Source organism: Mesorhizobium sp. LCM 4577 (genome assembly GCF_001854795.2).
Classification (GTDB): Bacteria; Pseudomonadota; Alphaproteobacteria; order Rhizobiales; family Rhizobiaceae; genus Mesorhizobium; species Mesorhizobium plurifarium.
Genome location: NZ_MDDU01000015.1, coordinates 50,013 through 68,906, shown reverse-complemented (window position 1 = coordinate 68,906; position 18,894 = coordinate 50,013). Strand labels below are relative to the sequence as shown.

At 64.6% G+C, this 18,894-nt stretch carries 16 protein-coding genes and 1 pseudogene; 8 read left to right on the top strand and 9 right to left on the bottom strand.

Annotation, left to right across the window (positions count from 1 at the left end; translation table 11 throughout):
* Nucleotides 1-429 precede the first annotated feature (429 nt).
* Entirely contained in the window at nt 430-3,525 is a 3,096-nt protein-coding gene (gene uvrB, locus LCM4577_RS18470; RefSeq protein WP_071072748.1) for an excinuclease ABC subunit UvrB, read from the bottom strand.
* A 316-nt stretch (nt 3,526-3,841) separates the two neighbouring features.
* Nucleotides 3,842-5,092 carry a hypothetical protein gene (locus LCM4577_RS18465; RefSeq protein WP_371410059.1) on the bottom strand — a complete coding sequence of 417 codons (1,251 nt, stop codon included), beginning with the start codon at nt 5,090-5,092 and terminating at the stop codon, nt 3,842-3,844.
* A 107-nt stretch (nt 5,093-5,199) separates the two neighbouring features.
* On the opposite strand from LCM4577_RS18465, the gene LCM4577_RS18460 reads away from it, so the two are divergent.
* Together LCM4577_RS18460 and LCM4577_RS18455 are read left to right on the top strand one after the other, a co-directional pair.
* Nucleotides 5,200-6,243 carry a CapA family protein gene (locus LCM4577_RS18460; RefSeq protein WP_071072744.1) on the top strand — a complete coding sequence of 348 codons (1,044 nt, stop codon included), beginning with the start codon at nt 5,200-5,202 and terminating at the stop codon, nt 6,241-6,243.
* A gap of 82 nt (nt 6,244-6,325) precedes the next feature.
* Nucleotides 6,326-7,297, top strand: a complete 972-nt coding sequence (locus tag LCM4577_RS18455) for a DUF3137 domain-containing protein (RefSeq protein WP_071034674.1) — start codon at nt 6,326-6,328, stop codon at nt 7,295-7,297.
* A gap of 3 nt (nt 7,298-7,300) precedes the next feature.
* Here LCM4577_RS18455 and LCM4577_RS18450 read toward each other — a convergent pair whose 3' ends face one another.
* Nucleotides 7,301-7,783: a YegJ family protein gene (locus LCM4577_RS18450; protein WP_071072742.1), complete on the bottom strand. Its 483-nt coding sequence runs from the start codon at nt 7,781-7,783 to the stop codon at nt 7,301-7,303.
* A 179-nt stretch (nt 7,784-7,962) separates the two neighbouring features.
* Between LCM4577_RS18450 and LCM4577_RS18445 the strand changes: the two genes are divergently transcribed.
* A complete protein-coding gene (locus tag LCM4577_RS18445; RefSeq protein ID WP_071072740.1) occupies nt 7,963-8,589 on the top strand; it encodes a hypothetical protein in 627 nt (208 codons plus the stop codon).
* A gap of 9 nt (nt 8,590-8,598) precedes the next feature.
* Here the strand turns inward: LCM4577_RS18445 and LCM4577_RS18440 are convergent, their stop codons facing one another.
* Together LCM4577_RS18440 and LCM4577_RS18435 are read right to left on the bottom strand one after the other, a co-directional pair.
* Entirely contained in the window at nt 8,599-9,114 is a 516-nt protein-coding gene (locus tag LCM4577_RS18440; RefSeq protein WP_071034672.1) for a hypothetical protein, read from the bottom strand.
* A gap of 140 nt (nt 9,115-9,254) precedes the next feature.
* On the bottom strand, nt 9,255-10,382 hold the full coding sequence (locus LCM4577_RS18435) for a hypothetical protein (RefSeq protein ID WP_071072738.1): 1,128 nt from the start codon (nt 10,380-10,382) through the stop codon (nt 9,255-9,257).
* A gap of 1,037 nt (nt 10,383-11,419) precedes the next feature.
* On the opposite strand from LCM4577_RS18435, the gene LCM4577_RS18430 reads away from it, so the two are divergent.
* Nucleotides 11,420-12,358, top strand: coding sequence for a diacylglycerol kinase family protein (locus LCM4577_RS18430; RefSeq protein ID WP_071034670.1), 939 nt, complete (start codon nt 11,420-11,422; stop codon nt 12,356-12,358).
* Between the two features lie 71 nt (nt 12,359-12,429).
* Here the strand turns inward: LCM4577_RS18430 and LCM4577_RS18425 are convergent.
* The 3 genes and pseudogenes from LCM4577_RS18425 to LCM4577_RS18415 all read right to left on the bottom strand — a co-directional run bounded on the left by LCM4577_RS18425 (nt 12,430) and on the right by LCM4577_RS18415 (nt 16,167).
* Nucleotides 12,430-13,346 (bottom strand): annotated as a pseudogene (locus LCM4577_RS18425) (NAD(P)-dependent oxidoreductase).
* Nucleotides 13,343-14,554 carry a mandelate racemase/muconate lactonizing enzyme family protein gene (locus LCM4577_RS18420; RefSeq protein WP_071034669.1) on the bottom strand — a complete coding sequence of 404 codons (1,212 nt, stop codon included), beginning with the start codon at nt 14,552-14,554 and terminating at the stop codon, nt 13,343-13,345. The pseudogene LCM4577_RS18425 and the gene LCM4577_RS18420 overlap by 4 nt, the downstream one beginning before the upstream one ends.
* Complete coding sequence (locus LCM4577_RS18415; protein WP_071072736.1) at nt 14,551-16,167, bottom strand: GMC family oxidoreductase; 1,617 nt, start codon at nt 16,165-16,167, stop codon at nt 14,551-14,553. Before LCM4577_RS18415 ends, LCM4577_RS18420 begins: the two co-directional genes overlap by 4 nt.
* Before the next feature lie 189 nt (nt 16,168-16,356).
* On the opposite strand from LCM4577_RS18415, the gene LCM4577_RS18410 reads away from it, so the two are divergent.
* Both LCM4577_RS18410 and LCM4577_RS18405 read left to right on the top strand, forming a co-directional pair.
* Nucleotides 16,357-16,752: an acyl-CoA thioesterase gene (locus LCM4577_RS18410; protein WP_040989615.1), complete on the top strand. Its 396-nt coding sequence runs from the start codon at nt 16,357-16,359 to the stop codon at nt 16,750-16,752.
* A 118-nt stretch (nt 16,753-16,870) separates the two neighbouring features.
* Nucleotides 16,871-17,074 carry a hypothetical protein gene (locus LCM4577_RS18405; protein WP_052469074.1) on the top strand — a complete coding sequence of 68 codons (204 nt, stop codon included), beginning with the start codon at nt 16,871-16,873 and terminating at the stop codon, nt 17,072-17,074.
* A 168-nt stretch (nt 17,075-17,242) separates the two neighbouring features.
* Here LCM4577_RS18405 and LCM4577_RS18400 read toward each other — a convergent pair whose 3' ends face one another.
* Nucleotides 17,243-17,611 (bottom strand): helix-turn-helix domain-containing protein, encoded by a 369-nt coding sequence (locus tag LCM4577_RS18400; RefSeq protein WP_040989613.1) that lies wholly within the window; start codon nt 17,609-17,611, stop codon nt 17,243-17,245.
* Between the two features lie 90 nt (nt 17,612-17,701).
* On the opposite strand from LCM4577_RS18400, the gene LCM4577_RS18395 reads away from it, so the two are divergent.
* Entirely contained in the window at nt 17,702-18,307 is a 606-nt protein-coding gene (locus LCM4577_RS18395; protein WP_071072735.1) for an NADPH-dependent FMN reductase, read from the top strand.
* 186 nt (nt 18,308-18,493) lie between these two features.
* Complete coding sequence (locus LCM4577_RS18390) at nt 18,494-18,859, top strand: avidin/streptavidin family protein (protein WP_071072733.1); 366 nt, start codon at nt 18,494-18,496, stop codon at nt 18,857-18,859.
* Nucleotides 18,860-18,894 lie beyond the last annotated feature (35 nt).

Below are 18,894 nucleotides of genomic sequence, written 5' to 3'. Positions count from 1 at the left end.
CTCTGGTCTGCCCGGAGGCGCGCTCCGGTCCGATGCACTTTGACGGTGCGCCGACAGGCCATCAGGCCAAGCTCAGCGGCACCACGAAGGGCAGACCAAAAATCGAAACGGGAAGAGAACCCGGACCGTCCTGGTCAGCCCTGCAAGCAAGCTCGCAGGGCGCAAATCGGGCCACGCTGACGATGGTGATAGTAGTTCACGCAGCCCTCCTTCCAGAAGTTCGAGTTGGGGATTGGGTACACTGGGGAGGGGTTGGTGGCAAGTGGCGCCCTTCCCCTTCTCCCCTTGTGGGAGAAGGTGGATCGGCGCGACAGCGCCGAGACGGATGAGGGGTGCTCCAGCGGAGTGAGACGCTGGTGGCATCTGGAGCCCCCCTCATCCGTCGCCTTCGGCGACACCTTCTCCCACAAGGGGAGAAGGAAGAAGGCGCTACTGCCCCGGCCGTCCGGTCTTGCCCGGTCGACGCTTTTGGCGGCGCTCGTCGGCCGGGTCCTCGTAGGAGCCGATGCCCGAACGTTGGCGGACGATGGGTTTGTCGTCGCGGCCTTCCGGCGTGGGAGAAATTGGCTGGGGCTTCGCCGGCTTCTTTCCTTCCACCGGTTTCTCCGTTCGCCGCACCGTCATCTCGTCGAGCGAATTCTTGCGGAACAGCGGCCTGGTGCGGTCGCCGGGAATGCCGAAATCGGAGCCATGCGCTTCCTGCGCCGTCTGCTTCTTGAACAGCGAGCGCGACACCGCCCCTGCCGGCGTCGCCATGTCCGTGCCGGGGCCCATGTCGTCGAGCGAGGGCTTGGCGAAGAGGGGCTTCTTCACCGGCACGGCGCCGTCGGCGCCCATCTCGTCCAGATGCGGCTTGCGGAACATGTTGGGGCGGGCAGCCTTGGCCGCCTCCTCGGCGGCGCGGGCTTCGTCGAGCCTGCGGAACCGCTCCTGCTCCTCGGCGGTGCGGTGTTTGGCGACGCCCTTGTTGTGCTTGCCCTTTTCGCGCCCGGATGCAGGACTTTGGCTTTCCACCTCGCGCGCCAGCGGGTCGTCGGAGATGGCGAGCTCCATCTCGCGCAGCCGCTTGATCTCGTCGCGGATGCGCGCCGCCTTCTCGAAGTCGAGATTGGCGGCGGCATCGCGCATTTGCTTGTCCAGCGCCTCGAGATGGGTCTTCAGATTGTTGCCGATCATCGCTCCGGCATCGTCGGTGAACTGCGAGATGTCGGCGCGGACATGGTCCTTCTCGTAGACCGAGTCGAGAATGTCGGCGATGCGCGACTTGACCGATTCCGGCGTGATGCCGTTGGCGGCGTTCCACTCCATCTGCTTCTCGCGGCGGCGGTTGGTCTCAGCCATCGCCCGCTCCATCGAGCCGGTGATCTGGTCGGCATAGAGGATGACCTTGCCGTCGACGTTTCGCGCGGCGCGGCCGATGGTCTGGATCAGCGAGGTCTCCGAGCGCAGGAAGCCTTCCTTGTCGGCATCGAGGATGGCGACGAAGCCGCATTCGGGAATGTCGAGGCCCTCGCGCAAGAGGTTGATGCCGACCAGCACGTCGAAGGCGCCGAGGCGCAGGTCGCGCAGGATCTCGATGCGCTCCAGCGTGTCGATGTCGGAATGCATGTAGCGGACGCGGATGCCGTTCTCGTGCAGGTATTCGGTCAGGTCCTCGGCCATGCGCTTGGTCAGCACGGTGACCAGCGTCCGGTAGCCGGCCCGGGTGGTGTCGCGGATCTCGCCGACGACGTCGTCGACCTGGCTCTTGGCCGGACGCACCTCGACCGGCGGGTCGATCAGGCCAGTCGGGCGGATGACCTGCTCGGCGAAGACGCCGCCGGACTGTTCCAATTCCCAGGCACCCGGCGTCGCCGAAACCGCGACCGAGAGCGGGCGCATGGCATCCCATTCCTCGAAACGCAGCGGCCGGTTGTCCATGCAGGAGGGCAGGCGGAAGCCGTACTCGGCCAGCGTCGCCTTGCGGCGGAAGTCGCCGCGATACATGCCGCCGATCTGCGGCACGGTGACATGGCTTTCATCGATAAAGATCAGCGCATTGTCCGGCACATATTCGAACAAGGTCGGCGGCGGCTCGCCCGGCTGGCGGCCCGTGAGATAGCGCGAATAGTTCTCGATGCCGGCGCAGGAACCGGTCGCCTCCAGCATCTCCAGATCGAAGCGCGTGCGCTGCTCCAGGCGTTGCGCTTCCAGCAAACGGCCAGCCTTTTCAAGCTCTTGCAAGCGGTGCTTGAGCTCTTCCTTGATCGACTTGATGGCTTGATTCAACGTCGGGCGCGGCGTCACATAGTGCGAGTTGGCGTAGATCTTGACGCTCTTCAGCTCGCCCGTCTTCTGGCCGGTCAGCGGATCGAATTCGGTGATCGATTCAATCTCGTCGCCGAACATCGAGATGCGCCAGGCGCGATCCTCAAGGTGGGCCGGGAAGATCTCGATCGTGTCGCCGCGCACGCGAAACGAGCCGCGCACGAAGTTGACGTCCTGGCGCTTGTATTGCTGGGCGACGAGGTCGGCCAGCAACGAGCGCTGGTCGAGCCGGTCGCCGACCTGCATCTGGAAGGTCATCGCCGTATAGGTCTCGACCGAGCCGATACCGTAGATGCAGGACACCGAGGCGACGATGATGACGTCGTCACGCTCCAGCAGCGAGCGCGTTGCCGAGTGGCGCATGCGGTCGATCTGCTCGTTGATCGAGGATTCCTTCTCGATATAGGTGTCGGTACGTGGGACGTAGGCCTCCGGCTGGTAATAGTCGTAGTAGGAGACGAAATACTCGACCGCGTTCTCGGGGAAGAACTTCTTGAACTCGGCGTAGAGCTGCGCGGCCAGCGTCTTGTTGGGCGCCAGGATCAGGGCAGGGCGCTGCGTCTCCTCGATCACCTTGGCCATGGTGAAGGTCTTGCCCGAGCCAGTGACGCCGAGCAGCACCTGGGTGCGGTCGTTCTGCTCGACGCCTTCGACGAGGTCCTTGATGGCGGTCGGCTGGTCGCCGGCCGGTTCGAAATCCGACACCATCTTGATGGCGATGCCGCCTTCCGATTTTTCCGGTCGGGCCGGACGGTGCGGCGTCCAAAGCTGGCCGTCCTTGTGCAGCGGATTGCCGGATTCGATCAGCGCCGACAGCGCGGCGACGGTCGCGGTGACGCCGCTCGAGGAAACCTGCTCGGCGTCCTCCAGGCTGATGTCGAGGCCGGCCACCGGATTGAGGCCGGCGGCCGCGCGTTCCTTGGCCGAGGCTGCGCCGCCCATCGAGGTGCCGCGCGCGGTGCGCCCGGGCGCCGACGAGCGTTCGGGGATCTTTTTGGGAGCTTTCGCCTTCGGCTGCTTTTCCGCCTCGCGCTCGATCTCCCCGACCCAATCGGAGATCGAGCCGGTCAGCGGCGCGCCGGAAAATTCGGCCTGCGGCGCCTCGGCGAAACCACCCGGCTTCAACGGCTCGGCGGCGTCGAGGAATTCGGTCAGTGGGCTGCGCCGCTTCGGCGCGCCGTCTTGCGAAGGCGTCTTCTTGTCAGGATGTCTGGCCATGCCCCGAATATGGGTGGACTCGGCCAAAATGGAAAGAGCCGAGTGCATGGGCGCCGGCCGGGCGCGGACGCTGCTGACAGAAGGCTGTCAGGAGGGGCGTCATGATCCGATGGGAGAGCGAACGCCGACCTCAAAGGTTCTTCGCCCCCGCCAGAGGCGGGGGAGAGGTGTCCGCGAAGCGGACGGAGAGGGGGCTTCGTAAGGCGGAAGCCCTTCTCCTTGAGGCGCTTTCGCCGCCCGAACCGGCGCTCCCCTCTCCGTCTCGGCTTCGCCGAGCCACTTCTCCCCCATTTCATGGGGGCGAGGAACCCAAGACTCAGTTGAACCACAGCGCGAAGGTCAAGAATCCGGCGCCGCCGAACTCGCGCTGGATCTGGTCGAAATCGTCGCTGCTGAGGATCCTGCCGCTTTCGAGATAGGGCGCGATGCCGGGGCCGGTGATCGACAGCACGAGGTCAAAGGGTTTCGGCTCGTCGAAGAAGCGCTTCATGTTGATGCCCTTGCCGGCGATGCGGAAATGCGGCAGCAGCGCGCGGCCTTCGAGAAGGTCCTCGGCCAAAGTCAGCGTGGCGAGCCAGGCCTGCACCTGTTCCTCGCCGACCTCGAGGCCGGTCAGCGGATTGAGGCCCTTCTGCTGCGGTCCCGGCAACCATTCGCGGTCATTGTCGGTCTCGGCCAGGATCGCTTTCCAGTCCTCGCGCGACAGCCGGATCATCTCCAGCAGGTGGCGGCGCGCGGCCTGCCGGCGTTCCGGCTCGATCACCGGCCAGTTGACGAGATGCACCAGCGAGATGAAGTCCGCAAAGCGCCATTCCGAGGCGAACATGTTGCCGCTCATGCCGCCGTCCAGCGGCACCAGCGCGTCCTGCAGCGGCAGTTTGGCGCGCGGGAAGAGCATGTGGAACGAGCCGTCGAAGGCATTGCGGAAATCATGCGCCAGCCAGAAATCGGCCTGCGCCATCAGGAATTCGGCATAGCCTTGCAACCAGAAACCGTCGGCGCGGTCGAAGCGGAAGGTGAGCGAAGGCGCCGCATTGCCGGTGTCGATGCCGCCGCGTGAGAGCGACGCCATGATCGCGGCGAAGCTTTCGTCCGGCGCAATCGTGCCGTCTTCGTTGAGATCGATGCCGGCGCGGGTGAGATCGACGACCATGCCGATGTCGGCATCTTTTGGCACGGAGCCCAGCGTGGCGGCGGATTTTTCGAGCCGGTCGCGGAAGGCGACCAGGATGGCGCGGAATTCTTCGTAGGTCAGCGGCTGCGGGTTGGGGTTGTCGGGCACGGGCAACTGCATCAGCGGCAGCATGAAGGATTTCGGGCTCTCGAAACCGTGGCGATGCAGGCCGCCGGCGAGAAGCTCGAGCGCGGTGAAGAATTCGCCGGCGCCGGCCGCATAGGCCGAGGCCGGGTCCTTCGCCGCTGCCGCTTCCAGCGTCGACAATGCCGTGTTCCGCTCGGCCACGCTCTTCGCCTCGAACATGGACTTGGCTGCGTCCGGCATCTCCGCCCAGGCGAAGGACGCCGGCAGGACTGCAAACAAGGTTGCTGCAAGGATCGCTCTAAGCATCRTCATCGCCCTCCACTGCCGGCGAGCATACACGCATTTCGGTCGCGGGGTGACCCGCTTCAACCGGCCTGCCAGACAGTCTACACAGGTCGAAACTGGATGGACCCGTGTCGAACTATCCGCTTGCCTACAAACTGTCGTGGCTGCCGCGCCTGCTGAGACCGTCGCTTGGCGGCGACAGAAGCGGGTTTACGGCGTCCGCGGCGGTGTTGCTCGATCCGAAGCCCAGGCGGACGGTGCGGCTGGCCTTCGTCGGCGACATCTCTGCGGTTGCCAATCGCGATGCGCCGGAATGCGCTCCGGCCATCACGACGCTGCTTTCGTCCGCCGACCTCGTGGTCGGCAATTGCGAAAGTCCGATCGTCGAGCGCGCATATGCGGCGATGGGCACGTGGCTCGGCACGCATCATGCGATGAGCGAGCGTTTCCTGGCCGATGCGCTCGCAGCCGCCGGCATCGCGCGCGGCAGGCTCGTTCTGTCCCTGGCCAACAACCACATGCTCGACCAGGGCATCGCCGGTTTCGAGGAAACGCTCGCGGCGCTGAGCCGGCTCGGGATCCGAACCATCGGCACGGTTGCCGGCGGACCTGTCCAGCGTCATGCGGCCGGATCGCTGACGATCGGCTTTGCGGCCTTCACGCTCTGGCGCAACACGGGCGCCGCGCCGTTCGAAGAACGCATCTCGATGCATGCCGCCGAATGGCCGCGCGCCGCCGTTTCCGGCATCGACCTCACCTGCGCCGTGCCGCATTGGGACTGGGAGTTCCGGCACTTTCCGAGGCCGGAGACCCGAGCGCTGGCGAGGCGGCTGGCTGATCATGGCGCCCGGCTGATCACCGGGCACCACGCTCATGTCTTGCAGCCCATCGAGCGCATCGGCGACAGCGTGATCGCCTATGGGCTTGGCGATTTCCTCGGAACGGCCCTTGCCAGGCAGCCATGGCCCGGGCGCATCGGCTCCATTCTTATTGTCGATGTCAGCGCCGATGCCGCCACGCGCGGCGCCATAGCCGCCTACCGGCAGCACTTCTTCATGCGCCTCGCCGATAGAGGTCATGAGCGGCTGGTGCCGGTCGAGGCTCTGGATGGCGCGCTCAAGCACCGGGTCGCGGCCCGGCTGGAGGCGATTTTTCCAATGTCGCAGGCCTAGCCGCCGACCGCAGCGAGCGCAGGCGACTTTCGCGTGAAAAGCGCTATCATGGCCGCGTCTCAGTGGCGGCCGGGGGTGGGCCATGGAAGCAGCGGATTTCATGCCGAGCGAGGCGGTGATCGCGGGGATCAGGCACGGCATCGAGGACTATGAGGCGAAACGGGCGTCGGTCCAGCGGCAGGTGCGCTGGCGGGTGCCGGTGTTCGTCGGCCTGGTCGTCGTCTTCGTCGCGCTGATAGCCTGGCTGTTCAACGCCGCCGCCGATCCCCACGAACAATGGCTCTCGACGCCGCATGTCTTTCTCTATCTCGGCGGCATGGTTGTCGCGGTGCTGCTCTATTTCCAGGCGCTGAGGCCGGCGACCCGGCTGCAGCAATCCTTCCGCGACACGCTGCTGCCGATGATCTTCGGCTTCGTGCGCGACGTGCGCTACCAACATGGCGCGCGGCCGAGCTCCTTCGACAGGATGCCGCGCGAAACCGTCGCCGCTTTCAGCCGGCAGAGCTTCGACGACGTCATTTCCGGACGCTACGAGGATTTTCCGTTCGAGCTCTACGAGGCGAGACTTTGGGAAGGCTCCGGCAAAAGCGAGACGACCGCCTTCAAAGGAGTCATCGTCGCCTTCGAGACCATCGAGCCGTTCCCGGGAACACTGGTCGCGGCGCGCAAGGCCGGCAAGGTAACGCACTTCTTCCGCGGCATGTTCGCCTCAAAGATGCAGGAGCTGTCTTCCGGCGTCGACGACCTCGATGACACCTATGAATTCCGCACCGACAATGTCGAGGCGGCGCGGCCGCTGGTGACCGGCCGGATGGCGCAGGCGCTGACCTGGCTGCGCGAGACATGGCCCTACGACCAGGCGCGGGTGGCGCTCAGCGGCAGCGACGGCTTTCTGTTGATGCCGCGGTCGAAGAACTTCTTCGAGCTTCCGGATATCTCGCAGCCGATCGATTACAACGCGCATGTCGCGCCGATGATCACCGATCTCGGCGCCATGCTGGCCACCGCGGCGCTGGTGCGCAAGATCGGCGCGAGGGATCAAGTGAGCGGATAGACCTCAGCAGTCGAAGCCGTATTGGGTGCGCATGTACTCGGCCTCCTCCTTCGACATCTTCTTCAACATCACGCAGACGGTGAAGCTGCCGACCTGACGGCCGTTTTTGGTATAGCCCCAGTCGGATATATCGTCCCTGGTGAATTCGATGTTCTGGCCGAGGACGACGTTGCGGACGATTTCCGGCTCGTTCGCCAATATGCCGACGAAGCCGGTGTCGGTCCGCTTGAAGGGGATGACCCAGAAATGCTCCGTCGCATTGCCGTCGGCGATCATCACTTTCAGCTTGAACTTGTCGGTTCCCGGCGGCGGAGTGTCGGATAATGCCAGGAATTCATCCAGGCTGGATCGCGCCTTCTCGATCGCCGCCGCCATCTCGGCGTCGTCGGAGGCGATCATCATGGCCTTGTCGTCGCTTTGCGCGCGGACGTGCAAAGGAACGAGCGCCAGCAGCAGGCATAGCGCGATACGAACGGCAATTGTCATGACACCCCCCGGTCAAGGCCAATATCCTTGCGTATTATCTTCGGGCAATGCGCCGGCTTTATCAATCGGAGAACCGGCCCACGACAATTGTCATCGGGGAATGATAAGAGGCGGCTTCGGCCGCCGAAACGAGGCCGCCATCGAACGCGGTGACCGGAACAGCGCGGAGAGGACAGGATATGCGACTGAGATTGGCGGCAGCGGCGCTCGCGGCGATCATGCTTTACTCGGGGCCCGCCCGTGCCGAGGACCCGAAGGCCTTCAAGCTGACGATCGACGGCGTGAGCGTCGACATCGATCCGGGCGAGGATGTCGACGTATCCTTGCCCGGCGGCAAGACCAGCAAGGTAAGGCTCGAGCACAATGATTTCGCCACCTTCTCAGGCGGCACATTCTCCTTCGTCCATCCGAGCACCAATTCGGTGACCAAGACCGATCTCGGCGACGGTATCGCGCAGTATCTCATGGCTTCGGCGCTCGGCACCCTCGTCGTGGTGCAGAAATACGACAAGATGAACCCGGTCTCCCTCAACCAGCTGATGCTGCAGGAGATGACCAAGGAAACGGTCCAGGCGGGCGGGCAGCTGACGCAGCAGCCGACGACCCGCAAGCTTGCCGACGGCAAGGAACTGACCRGCCTCAAGGCTATCGTGAAGACGCGCACCGACAGGGCGGATTTCGAGATCGTCGGCTTCGGCACCGCCGATCAGGGGCTGCTCTTCATCACGCGCATCGGCGATCAGGACAATGCGACCGAACAGCCGCTGATCGACAAATTCTGGGAGACCCTGAAAATTAAACTATAGTGATCCGGATCAAAGACCCGTCAGACCCGCCAACCAGGTCGCCGAGCGCTTCGCCGCGTCCACCGTCGCGCCGGCGGCGCGGCTAAGGTCGGTCTTGACCACGGCATAGCCGGCCTTGGTGCGGTAAAGCACGGCGCGGCCGCCATCGACCGATCCGTCGAAGGCGACGGGCTTCGCCGATTCCGTTTCGCTCGCGGTCACCGTTCCGCCGACCGGAACGCTCGGGCGATGGTCGAGCTCGGGCGGCAGCGGGGCGATGGTTTCGACGACGCGGTTCCTGGGCTTCAGATCCGGCCTGGAGGCTTTCGCGGCAAGCTCGGAAGAAGAGGCCGAGCCCTTGACGCGGCAGATGCCTGAAACCAGCGGATAGTTGAAATTACGCTGATGCAGCATCTGGCTCTTCATCGCCGCCTCGCAGTCGGCGACCGTCGCCCATTTGGCCGGCGTCTCGCCGATATATTCGCACAGCTTGGCGTCGCAGTCGCAGCCGACGATGGTCATGGCGACAAGGGCGGTCTTGATCACGGTCTTGTCCCTTCGAAATTTCTCCCCATCCCACTCGCATCAATCCATGCCGAACAAGGCGGGATTTGGCCGCGATTGTGAAATGTGGATGACGCGACGTTTCCGAAGGTTGCTCAGCCGACGACTGTGACCGAAATGCCTCAGTCATCGGCATAGACATGTTCCAATCTGGCACCGGCCTTGGCCAGGGCCGGCAGGACGAAGTGCAGCTTGCGCACGGCGACGGTCAGCGCGGTGCGGCGTGTGTCGGGCGATACCGGGATCGGCTGGCTGAACAGGATTCGCGAGCCGTCGGGAGCGGTGATCTCCGCATCTGAGGTCACCGTGATCATGATCTCGTCATTGCCGCCGATCTCGACGAAGGAGATTCCCTCGTCGATCAGGCGCGGGATCGTCCCGGTAAAGGCCTGCGAGCGGCCGGTGACGAAGATGGTGCCGTCACCGCCGAGATCGCGCTCGAGAAGCGTGTCCGGCTCGTTGCGCGCCGCCTCGCCGACCGGACCCTTGGCCCAGACATGGATGTCGGGCGGCCCCGGGTCGTCGGCGGTGGCCAATGCCGATCTGCCCAGATCGGCGCACCATTGCTTGACGGTGTCGGCGAGGCCGAAGGCGAGCTTGCGTTCGCTGGTGCGGAGGGAGTCGTCGCCGGTGGCGGGCTCGACGGCAAATAGCCCAGCGCGCTTTTCGGCATAGGGAAATTCATACCACGGCGTCTTGTCGAGAAAGGCGGCATAGTCGCCGGCGACCTTCGCCTGGTAGATGTCGGCGGCAATGCGCTTGCCGGCGGTCGCCTCGGTGATGCGGCCGACGGTGTTCTCGTAGGCCCATTGAAGGGCGTAGTCGATCGTAAGGCCGATGCCGGTGAGTGTCGGCATGACGTAATCGGCGGTGTTGAAGCCGTGGACGGAGCTTGCGCGGATGATCGCCGCATAGTCCTGCCAGTAACGGCCTATGTAGGACAGGTAAGGAAAGCCGCTTGGCTGGTCCTCGTCGACGAAGGCGGCATAGTCGCGCGCGGCGTGGACGGCCGCCCATTTCGGGTAGGCGAGCCACGACCTGGGCGATCGATAGCCCGGTATCGCCTGCCGGACCTTCACGGCCAGCTCTGCTGGCGGAGCGCCGTCTGCGATGCCTGGCAGGGGCGCTTTATCGAGGGCAGGGATGGTGAGGAAGCCGTAGGCCAATCCGACGATCGGGATCAGCACGACGGGGACGATCAGCCAGAGGATTGTCTTGAAGAGTCGCCTCAGCCAGCGCAGCACGAACATGTCAGGCTGCGCCCGGATCGATCGGGCGGCAAAGGTCCGCATGGTCGGCGGAGATGCCGGCGAGGGCAAACTTGCGGATCAGCGGCATGAAGCATCCCTCTTCACGTCACGCTGAACGTTAGAGCAATTCCAGGAAAAGTGTGAGCGGTTTTCCGTCCGGAATTGCGTAAGAACAAAGAGGTAGTGCGTTTCGCCGTTTCCGTGAAACGGTGAAGCGCCCTATCCGATTTTGACGCGGGGAACAGCCAGGCTCCGCAACAAAGCGCGAAAGGGGTTACCGACGGTGGGTCTATCCCGCGGGTGCCGCTCGCCCGTCTGGCGACGCAACGCAGCAGACTGCCCGGCAAGCAGATCTCAAAAAGACAGTCGGCGCTGGGATTTCTCCCAGCGCCTCCCTGTCAGATCAGGAACCGGTTAAGGCAGCAACTTCCGTAAAGTCGTCGCGCCAGGCCAGCCTTGATTTTGACGGTCCTGCCAGTCGCCACCCGAGGGCAGCTCCCGTTCCAGACCACGCCGATCTCCACCCTTGCGGGCTTCGCCCAGCGTGCCATCGAAGGTTTTTCCCGGCCTTCATGGCAGCATCGGTCCGCCGTCGGCGTTGGCACGCTTTCCGCGGCACCCGTAGGTCTCGGCATCCGTCCCTCCAGCAGGCGAACCTGCTCTCGTTCTGGGCCGTACGGGCCTCAGGAAATCCGCCTTGCGCTTTTGCCTTTCGGCTGGGGCGTTCAGTGGCCGCCTGAGATGGGTTGAATGTACGCCGGGTAAGCGGTTCAGGGAATGCCGGGGTGCCTGTGGATAGCGGGATTATCGGGGACCAATGGCAAAAGCCTCGGAATTCGGTGGCCGAACCCCTTAGACAGCCTGCCCGCTTTTTTAGCGACCTTGGATGTTGGAGCCTTGCTCAGCCGCCCGGTCCGCGTTTCAATGTCGGCAAAAGAGTTCGGGTCGGCAAAAGAGTTTGGGCCGGCAACAGAGTTTGGGCGCCAGCGCGGGCTCAGCCGCGCATTTTTGCGTGACGTGCCTCGGGGGAGGTCGGTTTGAAGGTCGGGGTGGTGCTCAATCCGATTGCCGGCGGCGGCAGGCTCAAGCGGCATTGGGCGGAGGCGGCGGCGTCGCTCAAGACGAATTTCGGTGATTTCGAGTTGCGCGAGACGCAAGCCAGCGGCGACGCCGAGCGACTGGCGATCGACCTCGCCGCCGTCGGATGCGACTTGGTCATCGCCGCCGGCGGCGACGGTACCGCCAGCGAGGTGGCCGACGGGCTGCTGCAGGCGCAGGACGAGACCGGCCATGAAAGCGCGCTTGGACTTCTGCCCTGCGGCACCGGCATCGACTTCGCGCGAGGGCTCGGCATGCCGCGCTCCATAGGCGCGTCGGTCAAGCAGATCGCCGATGCCAAGGCGCGGAAGGTCGATGCCGGGCGGGTCTGTTACATCGACGATCATGGCAAGCTGGCCAGCCGCCACTTCATCAACATCGCCAGCCTCGGCCTGTCCGGCGCGACGGATCGCGCCGTCAATGCCGACAAGCGCAAGGGCAGGGTCTCGACCAAGGCGCTGTTCTTTTGGCGCACGGTGCTGGAGTTCATCCGCTACCGCTTCCAGGACGTCAGGATCACCATAGACGATGGCGAGCCGGTCGAGGCGCGCATGGCGCTGGTGGCGGTCGCCAACGGCAAGTTCTTCGGCGGCGGCATGATGATCGCGCCCGACGCCGAGCTGTCGGACGGACAGTTCGACATCGTCATCGTGCGGGCGGCGAACAAGCTCGGCCTGATAAGAGACATCCGGCTTCTTTATGGCGGGCGTCACCGCAATCATCCGGCGATCACCATCCTGCGCGGCCGCAAGGTGCTGGTCGAGCCTTTGGGCGATGCCGAGAAGAACGGCGCGCTGGTCGATATCGACGGCGAGTCGCCGGGCCGGATTCCGGCGACTTTCGAGATCCTGCCCGGCGCGCTGACGCTGAGATGTTGAATCAACGGCCTCGGGGACGGATTCCGGCGATGCGGCCAGGCTCTTGAAATGGCTGGCTAAAAATCTGTCGGCTATATCTCCAGCCTGGCCGGGAAGCCGGGCGCGCGAAGCTCTGTGCCGACGGCATCCTCGAGCAGCTTGACGATCTTGGTCGACCAGGCGTCGCCGCCATAGGCGCGCTTGCCTTCCTCGAAAATCGCGTTGACGCGCGACGCCAGATCGAGCGGCGCGCCGAAATCCCTGCCCATGGCCAGCGCGAAGCCGAGATCCTTCAGCGCCAGGTCCATGGTGAAGCCGATGTCATAGGAGCCGTTGAGCACGAGCTGGCTTTCGGTCTCATGGACGAAGCTGTTGCCGGAAGAGGCGACGATGGCGTGGTAGGCCTGGGCGAGGTCGAGCCCGCCCTGTTTGGCGAGCATCAGCGCCTCGCCGGCGGCGACCAAATGGATGAAGGCCAGCATATTGGTGATGACCTTGATCACCGCCGCCGAGCCGACAGGACCCATCAGGAAGGACTTCGCGCACATCGCCTCGATGGCAGGCCGGTGACGTTCGTAGAGCGTGGCGTCGCCGCCGACGAGCGCGGTGATCTTGCCCGCCGCGGCCAGATGCACGCCGCCGGTCACCGGACATTCCAGCGTCTCGATGCCCTTGGCCGAGGCGAGGACTGCGAGGCGAACGATCTCGTCGCGGCCGTTGGTCGACATCTCGATCCAGGTGCCGCCCGCGGGCAGGCCCTGGAGCAATCCCTCCGGGCCGGCGAGCACCGCCTCGCTGACCTTCGGCGAGGGCAGGCAGGTGATCGCGTTGCCGGCACGGGCGGCGGCGTCCGCCGGGCTCGCCGCCGCCGTGGCGCCGAGCGCGACGAGGCGCTCGACCGCCGCCGGGTCGCGATCGAAGACGGTGACGGCAAGCCGTTGCGCAGCAGGCTGGCGGCGAGATTGCCGCCGAGATGGCCGAGGCCAATGAAGGCGTAGGCCAGGGTCACGGCATCAGCGGCGTCTGCATCATCTGCAGATGCAGGTCCTTGCCGCTATAGGGATGCGCCTCGCAGACCACCTCGTTGAGCTCGACGCCGAGGCCGGGCTCCTTCGACGGGATGACGTTGCCGTCCTGCCATTCGATCTTCTTCTTGAGCAGGGTGGCGTGGAAGCCGTCCCACTGCTTCAGCGATTCCAGGATGAGGAAGTTGGGCAGCGTCACGGCAAGCTGGATGTTGGCGGCGCCGACGATCGGGCCGCAATAGCAGTGGGGCGCCACCTGGATGTGGTAGGCCTCGGCCATGGCGGCGATCTTCTTGGTTTCGAGGATACCGCCGGAGCGGCCGAGATCCGGCTGCAGGATGGTGGCGGCGCGGTTCTCGATGACGCGGGCGAATTCGGATTTCGTCGTCAGCCGCTCCCCGGTGGCGATGGGGATCGAGGTCTGGCGGGCGACCTGAGCCATCACCTCGGGCATATCAGGCGGCACCGGCTCCTCGAACCACAGCGGATCGTAGGGCTCGATGGCGCGGGCCATGCGCAGCGCGCCGGAGGCCGTGAACTGGCCATGCGTGCCGAACAGGATATCGGCCCTGGTGCCGACCGCCTCGCGGATCGCCTTGATCATGCGCGCCGACAGGTCGATGTCGATCAGGCGCGGCTGGTGGCCGTCATAGGCGGTATAGGGGCCGGCTGGATCGAGCTTCACGGCGTTGAAGCCCTGCTCGACATATTCCAGCGCGCAGGCCGCTGCCATATCGGGATCGTTGTAGACATTCTGGCCGCGCGCATCCTCCGAATGGACGCTGCCGGTGTGCGGATAGAGATAGGTGTAGGAGCGCAGCGTCTCGTGCACCTGGCCGCCGAGCAGCTTGTAGATCGGCTTGCCGGCTTCCTTGCCGACGATGTCCCAGCAGGCCATTTCCAGCGCCGAGAAGCAGCCCATGCCGGAGACGTCGGGGCGCTGGGTGAAGCCGGAGGAATAGGCGCGGCGGAAGAAATTCTCGATGTCGTGCGGGTCGCGGCCGACGAAATAGCGTTCGGCCATGTCCTCGATCATCCTGGCGGTGACATGCGCCGAGAAGGTCGCGTTGTAGGCCTCGCCATAGCCGACGACGCCGCCATCGGTGGTGAGCTTGACGAAGATGAAATATTTGCCTCCGATGCCGGGCGGCGGGTTGCCGACAACCCAGGTCTTCACGTCGGTGATTTTCATTTCTGATCCTCCAGAACCAGGTCGGCGCCTTTCCATCCGGTGAGGATCGAGGCGGCGTTGGTGTTGCCCGTGATGTTGTCGGGGAAAATCGAAGCGTCGATGACGCGCAGGCCCTCGAGCCCATGCACCCGAAGCCGTGGATCGACGACGGCGCGTGATGCATCAGGCCCCATGCGGCAGGTCGAGACCGGGTGGTAGACGGTCCCCGAGCGTTTCCTGAAATCCTGGATCAGGTCGGCGTCCGACTGGACCGACGGTCCTGGCAGCACCTCTTCCTCGATGATCTCGGCCATGGCCGGCATCGCGGCGATCTTGCGCACGAACTTTACCGCCGCCAGCATCTCGTCGACATCGGCATTGGTCGAATAGGCATTCGCGGTGATCCTCGGATAGTCGCGCGGATTGCTCGAGCGGATCATGATCTCGCCGCGGCTCGAAGGCCGGCAGTTGGACAGGCCGATCGAGAAACCCGGCCACGGGTCGGGCGTCAGGATCGGACGCTCGCCGCTCTTCGGGATGACGGTCGAGAAAGCCTGGAAATAGAGCTGCATGTTCGGCCGCATCATCGACGGATCGGTGCGGAAGAAGCCGCCGGCATTGTTCATCGACAGCGACAGCGGACCGGAGCGCAAGAGGATGTATTGCATGCCGACCAGAAGCTTGCCCCACCATGGCCGCAGGATCTGGTTCAGCGTCGGCAGCTTGCCCTTGAAGGTGTAGTTGATGCCGACATGGTCCTGCAGATTGGCGCCGACATTGTCGTTGGCGTGGACGACCGGGATGCCGAGACCAGCCAGCAGCGTCGCGGGGCCGACACCGGAGAGCTGCAGCAGTTGCGGCGAGTTGATCGAGCCGCCGGAGAGGATCACCTCGCGGCTCGCGCGCGCCGTCTTCTTCTGCCCGTTCTGCTCATATTCGACGCCGACGGCGCGCTTGCCCTCGAACAGGATCTTGGTCGCCAGGGCGTTGGTCTCGACACGGACGTTGGCGCGCTTCATCGCCGGCCGCAGGAAGGCGCGGGCCGCCGACATGCGGCGGCCGTTCTTGGTCGTGATCTGGTAGACGCCGACGCCTTCCTGGGAGGCGCCGTTGAAGTCCGGATTGAACGGCAGGCCCGCCTGTTCGGCGGCGGCGAGATAGCGCTTGGTCAGCGGGTGCACGGCGCGCGAACAATCGGTGACGCGCAAGGGGCCGCCGACGCCGCGCCATTCGTCGGCGCCGGCCGCATTGTCTTCCATCGCCTTGAAGGAGGGCAGCAGGTCGTCATAGGCCCAGCCAGGATTGCCGGCGGCGGCCCAGGCATCGAAATCCTCGCGCGCGCCACGGATGAAGACCATGGCGTTGATCGAGCTCGAGCCGCCAAGCAGCTTGCCGCGCGGCCAATGGTCGGCATTGCCGGCGAGACCGGGATCCGGCTCGGTCTTGTAGTTCCAGTTGACGGCCGGGTCGAAGAAGGTCTTGCCGTAGCCGAGCGGCATCTGGACGTAGAAGCGCCGATCGGTCCCGCCGGCCTCCAGCACCAGCACCGAGAAGCGGCCCGAAGCTGACAATTTGTCGGCAACGACCGAACCGGCCGAACCGGAGCCGACGACGATGAAGTCATAAGTCTGCATGATGGAAGGGCGGGCTCCGCAACGTCGGGCTTACCCTAGACATTGCCGGCTCGCGGCGTCGCCGTGGCTTCCGGCATGGCTTGTGAAAAAAGCGACCGGCGCGGTGGCGCACATTTCGCTTTCACCAGAGCTTGCGACATGGCGGTCGCATTGCTACGCAACAACAACTGACCTCCCAAGGATTTCGCCATGGTGCATTACGCGGACGGAAAACCTCTTGGCGATCTCACGCTGAGGACGCTCGCCATGCCGTCCGACGCCAATGCCGCCGGCGACATCTTCGGCGGCTGGGTGATGGCGCAGATGGACCTTGCCTGCGGTATCCGCGCCGCCGAGCGCGCCAAGGGCCGCGTCGTGACGGCGGCTGTGAAGGAGATGTCTTTCGCCAAGGCGATGAAGATCGGCGACACGCTCTGCATCTACACCCATGTCGAGCGCGTCGGCCGCACCTCGATGGTGCTTAAGGTCGAAGCCTGGGCGCAGCGTTACCTTTCCGACCTGATGGAGAAGGTCACCCATGCCGATTTCGTCATGGTGGCGCTCGACGGCGAGGGCAAGCCGAAGCCGGTTCCGGCCGAGGCCTGACGCGACCTCCGATTCTCCCAAACCCCGCGGTTTGTAACAACGCCCGCGCGGGAGACGAGCTCCGCGACATCCAATGGTTGCCTTCCCCGCCCACTTTGGGGGTGGCGGAGGAAAGACAATGCGTCAACATATGCTGAACGGGTGGCTCGTCGTAGCCCTTGTCGCCCTGGTCTGCCTGCTTGGCATAACGGCCTATATGGAGGTCAGGAGAGACCTTCCGCGCGTCGCATGCGTGAGGGACTTGAAGGCGATCGGCAAGAAGGTCGCGCAGCCGGAGAACTGCTCGACGACGTGCTGCGGCAGCGCCATCCCAAGCGCCTGATCCGTGGCCGGCTGAAGACAGTCGTCCTTGTCGAGACGGTTGCGCGGAGACACACGAGGCTGAGTACGGGGCCGCGGCGGATCCGATCAAAGCCGGAAGGTACGACAGACCCGGGGCCGGACCGTACGATTCATCTACTGGTTCAGAAACCTTTGAACTATAAGGGGTTCAGGCCTGTTGGCTGTCGAATTTGGCGCGCGCCTCGCGGACCCGATTGGTGTTTTTGCGCGCCCATTCGCCGAGTGCGCCGACCGGCACGAGCAATTCATGACCGAGCTCGGTCAGTTCGTAATCGACACGTGGCGGAATGGTCGGAAACACCTTGCGCGTGACGAAGCCATCGCGCTCCAGGCCGCGCAAGGTGGTGGTCAGCATCTTTTGCGAAATGCCGCCGACGGCGGCGCGCAATTCGTTGAAGCGCATCGCGCCGTCGCCCAGCTTACCGACCACGAGCACGGTCCATTTGTCGCCGACCCGTTGCAGGATTTCCGACACGGCCCGGCAGTCCTCGGTGATGTGCGGGTGCCTCAGTAACAAAAACGTGCCTCCTTGCGCGCCGATTTGTCAGTATCACATATAGCGCCGGTATCCAAACGATACCAGAAATTGCCGCAAGGAGAGCCCCTTATGTCCAAGCCCAAAATCGCCATTGTCGTCGGTTCGACCCGCGCCGCCCGCTTCGCCGACGTGCCGACGCAGTGGATTGCCAAGATTGCCAAGGCGCATGCCGATATCGACGTCGAGATCGTCGATCTGCGCGACTGGCCGCTGCCCTTTTTCGACGAGGTCGCTTCTTCCGCCTGGGCGCCGTCGCAGAACGAAGTGGCGCAGCGCTGGCAAAAGAAGGTCGCCGAGTTCGACGGCTTCATCTTCACCGCCGCCGAATACAATCATGCGCCGACCGGTGTCTTGAAGAACGCCATCGATTACGCCGCCAACGAATGGAACAAGAAGCCAGCCGGCTTTGTCGGCTATGGCTCGGTTGGCGGCGCGCGCGCGGTCGAACAGCTCCGCCTGATCGCCGTCGAGTTGCAGATGGCTCCGGTCAAATCGGCCGTGCACATCGCCTGGGGCGATTTCTTGGCTGTCCGCCAGGGCGAGAAGAAGCTCGAGGACATCGAGCACCTGAACCAGGCGGCCACAGCACTCGTCAACGACGTCGCCTGGTGGGCGAAGGTGCTGAAGGCGGCGCGCGCCGCCGACGCGATCGCCGGCGAAGCCCAGGCCGCGTAACGAGCCTGCGTAGAATCATCCTCCCGAAGGGCGGCGCTTGCGCCGCCCTTTTTCATTTTCGGGTGCCGGAGCTGCCTGTCTTGCTTGGATCCCGACCACGTTTTGGCGGTCACTTGACCGCCCGGAACGGCGCGTTAGATGCAGGCCCGAATCCGCGGGAGACGAAGACAGTCGTGGAGGAGCGGAATGCCTTGGCTTGGCAGATGGCGTAATCAGTATGGGTCCGTCCTCGACATAACCGGCGAGGACGGTGGCCGGATTGAAGGCACGTTTCGCACGGCACTCGAAGACAGCAGCTTCTATGGACAGACGGTGCCGATATTCGGCATCGCACATGGCGACGTGATCGGAGTGACGGCCGCCGGCGAGGGCACGGCCGGCCCCGCCGCGGTGAGCTACACCGGCATATTGCGGGACGGCAAACTGGAGACGATGTGGCTGACGGTGGCAGGCAGCACCATCACCGGCAAGGAGGGCGAAATCGCTTCCCGCAAGCGGGTCGGAACCTGGCGTGCCTTCGGGACCAGCCTCGACACCTTCGTCCGAGAATAGCCGAACAGCTAATAGGCACTAAGCGCCTTTGCTTC

Bases quoted from the DNA above. Each gene is read 5' to 3' on its own strand.
- LCM4577_RS18435 (WP_071072738.1), bottom strand. From the start codon at position 10,382: ATGTTCGTGCTGCGCTGGCTGAGGCGACTCTTCAAGACAATCCTCTGG.
- LCM4577_RS18410 (WP_040989615.1), top strand. From the start codon at position 16,357: ATGGTGCATTACGCGGACGGAAAACCTCTTGGCGATCTCACGCTGAGG.
- LCM4577_RS18405 (WP_052469074.1), top strand. From the start codon at position 16,871: ATGCGTCAACATATGCTGAACGGGTGGCTCGTCGTAGCCCTTGTCGCC.
- LCM4577_RS18465 (WP_371410059.1), bottom strand. From the start codon at position 5,092: ATGCTTAGAGCGATCCTTGCAGCAACCTTGTTTGCAGTCCTGCCGGCG.
- uvrB (WP_071072748.1), bottom strand. From the start codon at position 3,525: ATGGCCAGACATCCTGACAAGAAGACGCCTTCGCAAGACGGCGCGCCG.
- LCM4577_RS18455 (WP_071034674.1), top strand. From the start codon at position 6,326: ATGGAAGCAGCGGATTTCATGCCGAGCGAGGCGGTGATCGCGGGGATC.
- LCM4577_RS18395 (WP_071072735.1), top strand. From the start codon at position 17,702: ATGTCCAAGCCCAAAATCGCCATTGTCGTCGGTTCGACCCGCGCCGCC.
- LCM4577_RS18420 (WP_071034669.1), bottom strand. From the start codon at position 14,554: ATGAAAATCACCGACGTGAAGACCTGGGTTGTCGGCAACCCGCCGCCC.
- LCM4577_RS18415 (WP_071072736.1), bottom strand. From the start codon at position 16,167: ATGCAGACTTATGACTTCATCGTCGTCGGCTCCGGTTCGGCCGGTTCG.
- LCM4577_RS18450 (WP_071072742.1), bottom strand. From the start codon at position 7,783: ATGACAATTGCCGTTCGTATCGCGCTATGCCTGCTGCTGGCGCTCGTT.
- LCM4577_RS18390 (WP_071072733.1), top strand. From the start codon at position 18,494: ATGCCTTGGCTTGGCAGATGGCGTAATCAGTATGGGTCCGTCCTCGAC.